Here is a 9,265-nt window from a genome sequence, read left to right as displayed (position 1 = left end):
AATACAAGTAAAAAAATAAAAATTTTTCAAGTAATTAAAAAGACCCATATATCTACGATATATGAATCTACATTTTTAACAAAATTTGAATATTTTTTAGCCCGAAACTCCGAAACTCAGGAAAAACAGTGCTTCTCAGCACTGAATTGTTTTGTATTAGTTAATTTTAACTTGGCTTTATAACAAGTTTAGGAGTATTGTAAAATGCATCATTACCAACACTAATTAATTTGGATTTATTAAATACGAATTTAGATAAATTTATTGTATCTTGAAAAGCAAGTTCATCAATGCTTTCGACATTAGGGAATAAAGCAAATGTCATCTTTTCTGCATTAGCAAAGGCTCTGAAATCAATCTTTTTTGCAGAAGGGAATGAAGCAGTTTTTAGATTAATAGCTCCAGCAAATGCATATTGACCGATGCTTGTAACATTAGGGAATGAAACGGATGTAATATCATTATTATTAATAAAAACAAATTCTCCAATTTTTGTTATCGTATCATCAGTTATATCTCCACTCGCATCGCTTCATTTTATTAAAATACCATTTAGAACAATTTTTCCTTTTAATTTTGGAGTATTAACAAAATTTGATTCTCCTAGTTCTTCTAATTTAGGCATATTAACTGATGTTAAGTTGGCTGCATCATAAAATACATTATTGCCCATAGAGGTAACATTAGGAAATGATACGGATGTAATATTTTTATTTTTCTTAAACACATAATCATCAATACTTGTGATATTATCATCGCTAATATCCCCACTAGCATCAGATCATTTTAATAATTTATTATTAATAACTATTTTTCCTGTAAGTTTAGGAGTATTATAGAATGATGCTGACCTTGCTTCTTCTAATTTAGGAATATTTATTGATGTTAAATTTGTCGCATAACTGAATGCACCATACCCAACACTTGTGACATTAGGAAATGAAACAGAGGTAATGTTTTGATTATTTTCAAATGCACCATCTCCAATACTTGTAATGGTATCATCAACAATATCACCACTAGCGCCAGCTCATTTAATCAACTTTTTATTAGCAACTATTTTACTTTTTAGCTTTGGAGTATTAGAAAATGCCATGAAACCAATTTCTTTTAAATTAGGAGCATTTAGTGTTTCTAGATTTTCTGCATGGTCAAAAGCATTTTTTCCAATGGTTGTAACGCTAGGAACATTAACATCCTTCAAAGCTAATCCTCAAGAAAACAGATTATCTGGAATAATTTTTAGGTTCGGAAAGTCAATTGAGGTAATTCCATTTCCTATTATAAAAGCACTTGGAAGAATTTTAGTTATAGTATCATCTTTTATAGCGCCCTTAGCATTATCTCATTTTAATAAAAAACCATTTTGTACAACTTTATCATCCGTTAGTGAATTTATTCATGATTTATGTCATTTAATAGGTTCATCAGCATCATTATATGTTATCTTTTCTAATTTAGGTAAATTAACATTTATTATTTTTATATTATCAAAATCATTAGACAAAGCATCAACTATTTTAGCATCTGGGCAGTCTAAAAATATGTCGATTTTATCACCGTATTTATTTGAGATTGCATTTTTCGCATAAGATAATTCATCTTTGCCAACTACCTCAAAGTTTTTAAAACTTAATTTTTTATCTTTAGCTGAATACTCAATTAAAGCTTCATCTCTTTCATTGCTTTTTTTAACTCAACTGAATGGATATGTAATTTCCATAACATCAGAATTTGAATCTAATGGGTTTGACTCATCCGGAGTATCTACTATCGTAGTTTGGGGTTTTTTGTTATTGATATTATTGTTGTTATTTTGATTATTATCACTACATGCACTTGCGACTAATGGTGTAGTGATAATTGATGTCGAACATGTTGCAGTTAATAATGTAAATAATTTATATGTTTTCATCATTTCTCCTATAAAATTAAAATAACTTGAAGTTACTGTTTATTTTTGTTAAAAACTTCATAAGTTAATTATTTCAAAAAAAAAAAAAACAAGTTCCGAAAAAACCTATGATATAGGAATAAAAGTAATATTTCATGAATTAAAAATTACCTAATATTAGACAGATTTATTCTAAGCATCCCGCAAATAAATATCTGATATAAAATTGATGTAATAACTATAAGCATCAACAAATTGTATTTTGCTTGAACTATCAGTTTTGATGATGCTATTTTAATAACAAAGCCAAATTAAAAATAGTATTTATCATTTTAAAATAACTGCAAAAAGCAATATATAAAGGTAAAATTTTCTACATATTTCATAAAATAATAAAATTTAAAAATAGACTGTTTTTTAATGCTAAAAAATAACTTTTTGTATAAAAATATGCTAAAATAAGGAAAAATATTTAAAAGATTCAAAAGGAGTATTATGTCAAAGAAAGACACATGCAAAGATCTTCACAAGAAATCTTGAGCCGAATCTAAAGCTCAAATGAAACGTGGAAACTTACTAATGTTAGCAATAGGTTTCATCATTGGTGGTGTATTTACAGCATTAGTATCATCATTTGCAAACGATATTATTATGTCTGCTATTACAAGAGCATTTGGTAAATCAACAAATGACTGAGTTTTAGCACCTGTATTTAATGGTAAAGGAGAAGTTACTGGAGGAATTTATATCGGTAAATTCTTAGCAGCTTTAATCCAATTTATCATCGTATCTCTTGTAGTGTTTGGAATTTTATACTTCTACTTCTGAATTAAAAACTATAGAGAATACCGTAAAGCTCTTAAAAATCCTGTAGTTGAAGAAGCAGTAGTAGAAGCACCAGCTCCAACAACAGAAGAATTAATCTTAGCTGAATTAAAGAAAATGAATCAAAACTTAGACGATTCAAAATCACCATTCAACATTAAATAACATATAGTATGTTTTACATCATTTGCTTCTTAGCAGATGATGTTTTTATTTGCTCATTTGTCAAAATTCTTATCAGTATGATAAAATTAAATTAATAGATTTCTAGGAGGATAGTATGGAAGAAATAAAAAATATAAATCAAGAAAATGATGTAAATCAAATAATTTCAAATTGTTTAGCTAACTATAAAAAAGTTCTTTTCTTAAGAAGCGTTTTATTAATACCGGCAGTTGTTATGGTTGGATCAATTTTCGTTGTTATTTATGCTATAGCAGCCATTGGATATGTAATGTTGGCTCTAGGAATAATAGGCTTCATTGGTTATGTTATTTTTTCTAAGTTATATAACGTTCCTCTAGTAAATCAAATTGAAAAGAAACTAGAAAATCATAAGTCACAATTTAGAAATTATTTTGAAACACAATGCAAAAGCGTTTTCGATAAATATGCCTTCAAAAACTTAGTAACTGAGCTATTTGGATTTGAACAAACATATCAACTTTATCATACTTTACCACCTGAATATTTTGAAGAAAATAACAAGAAAAATCATAAGTAAGGTCTGCAAAAGATCTTTTTTATTGCCTTTTACTAAAGAAGAAATTTAAAAAATTCAATTTAGTAAAAAGTTGATTTTATAGCTAAATATCTAATTAAAATTAATTTTTTAGTTTTTACAACAGATTAAGGATAAAAAGTCTAAATTATAATATAATTTAGAAACTAATAAGGAGCATATATGCAACACAAAAAACCAAGAAGAGAAATGAGAAAAGCAGTTATTGCTGTTTTATATAAATATGAGTTACTAGAGCAATCAATTAATGTTGAAGAAGCATTTGAAGAATTTATCTTAGACAGAGAAGAATTATTAAGATTGAGCTTAATTGCTAAGAATTATGCATTCTTACGTAAATCATTAAACGCATTATTAAACAAGAACTGAAAATGAGAAAGAATTTCACCATTAATTAGAGCTATCATTCTAAATGGTGCTTTTGAGCTTTACCATACAGAACCTAAAATCGTAATTAATGAAGCTATTGAAATAACAAAAATTTATTTCCCAAAAGATGAAAAAGATCAACCAGCTACATTACAAGGTAAGCAATACAAATTTGTTAACGCTATCTTAGAAAATTACCAAAAGTTAATTCAAACATTTGAACTAGCTGAAAAACTTGATGAAAGTCAAGCTGAAAGTAATGAATAAAAAATACAATAGAAGATTGTGATCTAAGATAGTATTATCTTTTGCTTACAAATCACATTATTATGGAATCTTAAGCAAAATTAATTTTACTTATAAACAATTTCATGATTTAAATATCCTGACTCACGAAAAACTAGAAAAATTTGAAACCAAGAAATTTGCTGAACGTAGTAAAGATATCAATGATTTTATTGATAACTTCAATAAAGATCTAGAATTTTGCCCCAATGTTACACCGGAACAAAAACAAATGATTTATAACTTTTACTACTACCTGTTTTATGATCTTTTTATTAAATATTACGATCGTGATGAGTTAGAAGTTAAAAACTTTCTTGGCGAAGTTTTTAAAAGTATTGATTTAGATAAAGATAAAAAAACCCGTAAGCAGCAATTTCAAATTATTGTAAATAAAGTTAAACGTGAATACTACTACTTATTCCTTGATGAATTTCAAAAAATTCCAGGTTACAACACTGTACTAAGAGCAATCTTAAGAAAGGTCTTATAATGAATCAAAACGATATTAGAAAGCAATTTCCTATTTTGGATAAAATTACTTATTTTGATTCAGCTGCATTAGTTCTTAAACCTAAAGAAGCTTCCGATGCAATTTATGATTACTATTGCAATAAATCAATTTCATCTCGTACAGCTGATACCCCTTTAGGAAATGAAGTTAATTCAACAATTAATCGCGTTAGAAATAAAGTTGCTAATCTACTTGAGGCTCAAGACAACGAAATTATTTTTACTAGTGGAACTACTGAAAGCATTAATTTATTTGTAAATATGTTTGCTAGTCTACTTGAAGAAGGCGATGAAGTATTATTAAGCGCTTATAACCACTCATCAAATTTAATTCCTTGAATAGAAGCTGCAAAAAAATCAAATGCCAAAGTCAAAATCTCACAAAATATATTGCAAGATATTAATCCAAAGACAAAAGTAGTAGCCTTAAGTCATGAAACAAATAACTTTAATCAAAACTTTGATGTTAAAACAATTGCTGCTAAAGCACATGAAGTTGGAGCTATCTTATTCGATGATGCTGCTCAAGCAATCGCACATCAACAAGTTTCTTTAAAAGAAGTAGATGCTATAGCTTTTTCAACCAATAAATTTTATGGGCCAACTGGAATGGGTATTTTAGCTATCAGAAGCAATATATTATCACAATTAAGACCCGTGAAATTTGGTGGCGGATCAGTAAATGCAATCGATAAGAATGCTTGTTGAAATCCTAAACAAAGTATTGCAGTATTTGAACCAGGTACACCTGATATTGCTGGTTTCTTTATGTTTGATAAATCCTTAGATTTCTTTCAATCTGTAGGATACAAACAAACCCAAGAAATTCTTAAAGAGCTTTCTAAATATCTTCATGATCAGTTAGCTCAACTACCAAATGTTGAAGTATTTACTCGTGCTGGAGATTACATCGCTTTAATTAATGTTAAAAACATTAATGCTCAAGATGTAGCCACATATCTAGGAACCAAAAATATTTATACAATTGCCGGTATCTTTTGTGCACCTTATTTAAGAAATATTCAAGAAACATATTCATTCCTAAGAATTTCATTAGGAATTTACAATAATAAAGAAGACATCGATAAACTTATTGATGCATTAAAAAATGGAGGTGATTTTTATGCATTTTAATCAAAACCAAGCTCGTGAAATCATTATGAATCACTATATGAATCCAGTAAATAAAGTTGCTTTAGAAGATAACTTTATCACTTGCTACAGTAACACTTGCTCAGATAAACTAGAGCTAAAAGTTACTTGAGAAAACGATAAAGTAGCTCAAGCTCAATTTAACGGACATGGATGCGCTGTGTTTATGGCTGCTACAGATATCTTTTTAAGCCTTATTCAAGGGAAAAATAAAGAAGAAATAGCCTTACTAATAGATTTATTTACTAAATTTGTAAATCAAGAAGACCTAAGTGATGATCAAATTGCTTCTTTAGGTGATTTATGAGTATTTTATAACGTTAAAACACATTTAAATAGAGTAGCATGTGCTTTATTAACACCTAATACATTTATTAATGGATAATAAACCAATTATCTTTCACATTGATTTTGACTGTTACTTTGTTTCGGCTGCTCGGACAATTCAGCCAGAATTAAATAATAAGCCCGTTATTATTTCACGTTCTTCATCTCATGCTATAGCAGTTTCTGTTTCTTATGAACTTAAAAACAAAGGTGTTAAAGCAGGGATGAAAAACTATGAAGTCTTAGAGATCGAGCCAAAAACTATTATAGTGCCTAGCAATATGGAACTATACGAAGATCTTTCTGGCAAAATATTTGAATATATTGCTTCTCAATATACAGGTAATATTCAAATTGCTTCAATTGATGAATGTTACATCGATGTCACAGAAGTAGTTGCTGAGCGAAAAGTAACACTTATTCAGCTAGCTCAAAGGTTGCAAAGAGATATTATGTCTAGGTTTAGAATTCCTATTACAATAGGTATCTCACATAATAAATTTGCAGCTAAAATGACTACAAATATATCAAAACCTTTTGGTATTGGATACACTACAGAAGATAATTTTGCAGAACATTTTCATCATCTAGATATCGAAAAGTACCATGGTATAGGTAAAAAAACTGCTAACAAGCTTAGAGAAGTTAATATCAATACTATTGGAGATTTAGCTAGTAAAAAGATTAGCGATTTAGAAATAGGAGCAATCTTTGGTCGTATTGGTCAAGATATTTTACATAATTTAGATCCTTATGTATATGAACACATTACTTTTAAAGATGAAAAAGCCTTGGGGATAGGTAATGAAATCACATTTGAACATTATGATCTTCCTTATGATATGAAAATCGAACACCTTATAAAGTTATGTCAAAAGGTTTCTAATCGTTTAATAAGTGATAATCTAGCAGGTAATGTAATTACCTTAACAATTCGTTCTAGGTCAAAGAAATGAACTAATAAACAACAAAAAATAGCTACTTATGTAAATTCAGTTAATGATATTTACAAAGTTGTTTACAATCTCTTTATCCATAATTTCTCTGAGATGGATTTTATTGGAATTGGCGTAAGAGTTACTAACTTAATAGATCTTAACAACATGTATTTACCCATTAGTTTAATCAATAGCAATATGCCTGATATCCAAGATAATATGGTTAGGGAAGTTATTGCAGAAGTCAAAAAACTTTTTGCTAATCCTACACTTAAAGTGCTGGATGAAGAAGAAATAAAACAAAGTAATCTAAAAAATGGAGCTTATCGCTTCAAAAAGATGATTTTTAGAAAGTAGGAATTATGAAAATAGGAATTTATGGTGGATCATTTGATCCTATTCACAAAGGGCACATCAAAACAGCTCGTTATGTAATTAATAAATTAGAACTTGATAAATTACTTTTTGTTCCAGCAGCTAGCTCGCCTTTTAAAACAAAAGGTAAAAAAGCAGGTGATGAAGATAGAAAAAATATGGTTGAGTTAGTTCTTGAAGACAAAATGGAACTTTGCGATTTTGAATTAAAACGTGGAGGAGTATCTTATACCATAGATACAGTTAAATATTTAGCTAATAAATATCCTGATGCTGAATTATACTTAATTATTGGTAGCGATCACGTTCCTAGTTTACCTAGATGAAAAGATATTGAACAAATTGCTAAACTAACTAAAATCATAGTAGTGCGTAGAGATAGAAAAATTAATAAGATTAACATCAAGAAATTCAATGGTAGATTGCTAGATAACCCTATTTTTGAAGCTTCTTCAACTGATTTTAAAAAAGGTGATTTTTCTCTAGTGGATGTAAAAGTAGCTCATTATATTGCTCAACATAATTTATACTTAGAACAATTAGTACATAATATTCTTTCAGCTAAGCGCGCAAAACACTGTGTTTCTACAGCTTGATTTGCAGCTGAACTTGCTAAAAAACATCATTATGACGCCAAAAAAGCCTATGTAGCAGGTTTATTACACGATATTGCTAAAGAATTTGAAGATGAACAAGCTTTATACCTTATAGAAAAATATGAACCTATTTTAGGGAAAAATCTTCCTAAATATAAATACCATCAAACAGCTGGATATATCTGAGTAAAATATGGATATAAAATTACAGATGAAGAAATCACTCAAGCTATTTTATGCCACACATCTATGCGTTTAAATATGTCTTGACTTGATAAAATTCTTTTTATAGCAGATAAAATTTGTCAAGGAAGAAGATACCTCGGAATTCAAAAAACACGTGAATTATGCTTTGAAGATTTAGAAGCAGGATTTAGCAAAGTTGTACAAGAAGCTTATGAATATAATATAAATAAGGGTGTTGTTTTTACACCAGAACAAAAGAAAATTTACGATAAATATAGAAATGGAAACAAATAATATGGTCAAAGAAGAAAGACTACAAAAATTACTTGCACAAGCAGGAATTGCTTCTAGAAGAGAAGCAGAAAGCATGATTTTAGCAGGTCGTGTAAAAATAAATGGTCGTCAAGCTAAATTAGGTGATAAAGGTTCATTTAAAGACACAATTTTAGTAGATGGTCAACCTATTCAAGGAGAAGAACAAAAAGTTTATTTCGTGCTTAATAAACCACCTAAAACAGTATGTACACTTAAAGATAACTTTAATCGTACAATTGTTACAGATTTAATTGACACACCTTATCGTATTTTTCCTGTTGGAAGACTTGATTATGATACAACTGGAGTGTTAATTTTAACAAATGATGGAGAACTTGCAAGTAAACTAACACACCCCTCTTATGGTGTTGTTAGAGTTTATCGTGCAAGATTAAACGAACCACTTGATAAACGTCAAATGGCTAAACTAAATAAACCAGTTATGATTAATGGTACTTGATCTAAGCAAACTGTATTACAAGCCGATGTTAAAAGCTACTTTGTTATTTTAACCCAAGGAACATACCACCACGTTAAAGAATTATTTAAAACAGTTGATAGAGAAGTAATTAACCTTAAGCGTGTTGAATATGGTGGAATTACTTGCAAAAACATACCGGTAGGTAAATATCGTCCATTAAGCATTAAAGAAGTTAAAACTCTGTATTCTTTAGTTAAAAATCCTAAAAAAGAGCAATAAAAACAATTATTTTTAAACTGGCTTAATAGTCAGTTTTTAATTTTGAAT

At 28.6% G+C, this 9,265-nt stretch carries 10 protein-coding genes; 9 read left to right on the top strand and 1 reads right to left on the bottom strand.

Translation table 4 applies throughout. The annotated features are described in order from the left end of the window. Positions 1 to 166: 166 nt before the first annotated feature. A complete protein-coding gene (locus tag ACX1M8_RS00745) occupies positions 167 to 1,915 on the bottom strand; it encodes a leucine-rich repeat domain-containing protein (protein ID WP_458836592.1) in 1,749 nt (582 codons plus the stop codon). Positions 1,916 to 2,389: 474 nt separating this feature from the next. Here ACX1M8_RS00745 and ACX1M8_RS00740 point away from each other — a divergent pair, with 474 nt between their 5' ends. The 9 genes from ACX1M8_RS00740 (at position 2,390) to ACX1M8_RS00700 (ending at position 9,217) form a co-directional block, all read left to right on the top strand. Further along, on the top strand, positions 2,390 to 2,884 hold the full coding sequence (locus ACX1M8_RS00740; RefSeq protein WP_458617085.1) for a large conductance mechanosensitive channel protein MscL: 495 nt from the start codon (positions 2,390 to 2,392) through the stop codon (positions 2,882 to 2,884). Positions 2,885 to 2,999: 115 nt separating this feature from the next. Continuing rightward, on the top strand, positions 3,000 to 3,443 hold the full coding sequence (locus tag ACX1M8_RS00735) for a hypothetical protein (protein WP_458836013.1): 444 nt from the start codon (positions 3,000 to 3,002) through the stop codon (positions 3,441 to 3,443). 180 nt (positions 3,444 to 3,623) lie between these two features. Further along, positions 3,624 to 4,097, top strand: coding sequence for a transcription antitermination factor NusB (locus tag ACX1M8_RS00730; protein ID WP_458811104.1), 474 nt, complete (start codon positions 3,624 to 3,626; stop codon positions 4,095 to 4,097). Continuing rightward, positions 4,090 to 4,608, top strand: a complete 519-nt coding sequence (locus tag ACX1M8_RS00725; protein WP_458811106.1) for a hypothetical protein — start codon at positions 4,090 to 4,092, stop codon at positions 4,606 to 4,608. The genes ACX1M8_RS00730 and ACX1M8_RS00725 overlap by 8 nt, the downstream gene beginning before the upstream one ends. Continuing rightward, positions 4,608 to 5,762, top strand: coding sequence for an aminotransferase class V-fold PLP-dependent enzyme (locus ACX1M8_RS00720; protein ID WP_458836014.1), 1,155 nt, complete (start codon positions 4,608 to 4,610; stop codon positions 5,760 to 5,762). Before ACX1M8_RS00725 ends, ACX1M8_RS00720 begins: the two co-directional genes overlap by 1 nt. Then, positions 5,752 to 6,165 carry an iron-sulfur cluster assembly scaffold protein gene (locus ACX1M8_RS00715; protein ID WP_458807048.1) on the top strand — a complete coding sequence of 138 codons (414 nt, stop codon included), beginning with the start codon at positions 5,752 to 5,754 and terminating at the stop codon, positions 6,163 to 6,165. The genes ACX1M8_RS00720 and ACX1M8_RS00715 overlap by 11 nt, the downstream gene beginning before the upstream one ends. Beyond that, complete coding sequence (locus ACX1M8_RS00710; protein ID WP_458836591.1) at positions 6,158 to 7,402, top strand: Y-family DNA polymerase; 1,245 nt, start codon at positions 6,158 to 6,160, stop codon at positions 7,400 to 7,402. The genes ACX1M8_RS00715 and ACX1M8_RS00710 overlap by 8 nt, the downstream gene beginning before the upstream one ends. A gap of 5 nt (positions 7,403 to 7,407) precedes the next feature. Continuing rightward, positions 7,408 to 8,496 (top strand): nicotinate-nucleotide adenylyltransferase, encoded by a 1,089-nt coding sequence (locus ACX1M8_RS00705; protein ID WP_458836590.1) that lies wholly within the window; start codon positions 7,408 to 7,410, stop codon positions 8,494 to 8,496. Continuing rightward, positions 8,483 to 9,217 carry a pseudouridine synthase gene (locus tag ACX1M8_RS00700; RefSeq protein ID WP_458617069.1) on the top strand — a complete coding sequence of 245 codons (735 nt, stop codon included), beginning with the start codon at positions 8,483 to 8,485 and terminating at the stop codon, positions 9,215 to 9,217. The genes ACX1M8_RS00705 and ACX1M8_RS00700 overlap by 14 nt, the downstream gene beginning before the upstream one ends. The last annotated feature ends 48 nt before the right edge of the window (positions 9,218 to 9,265 follow it).

The sequence above is a fragment of the Mycoplasma tracheobuteonis genome (assembly GCF_054456995.1).
This window is presented reverse-complemented; position numbering and strand designations above follow the sequence as displayed.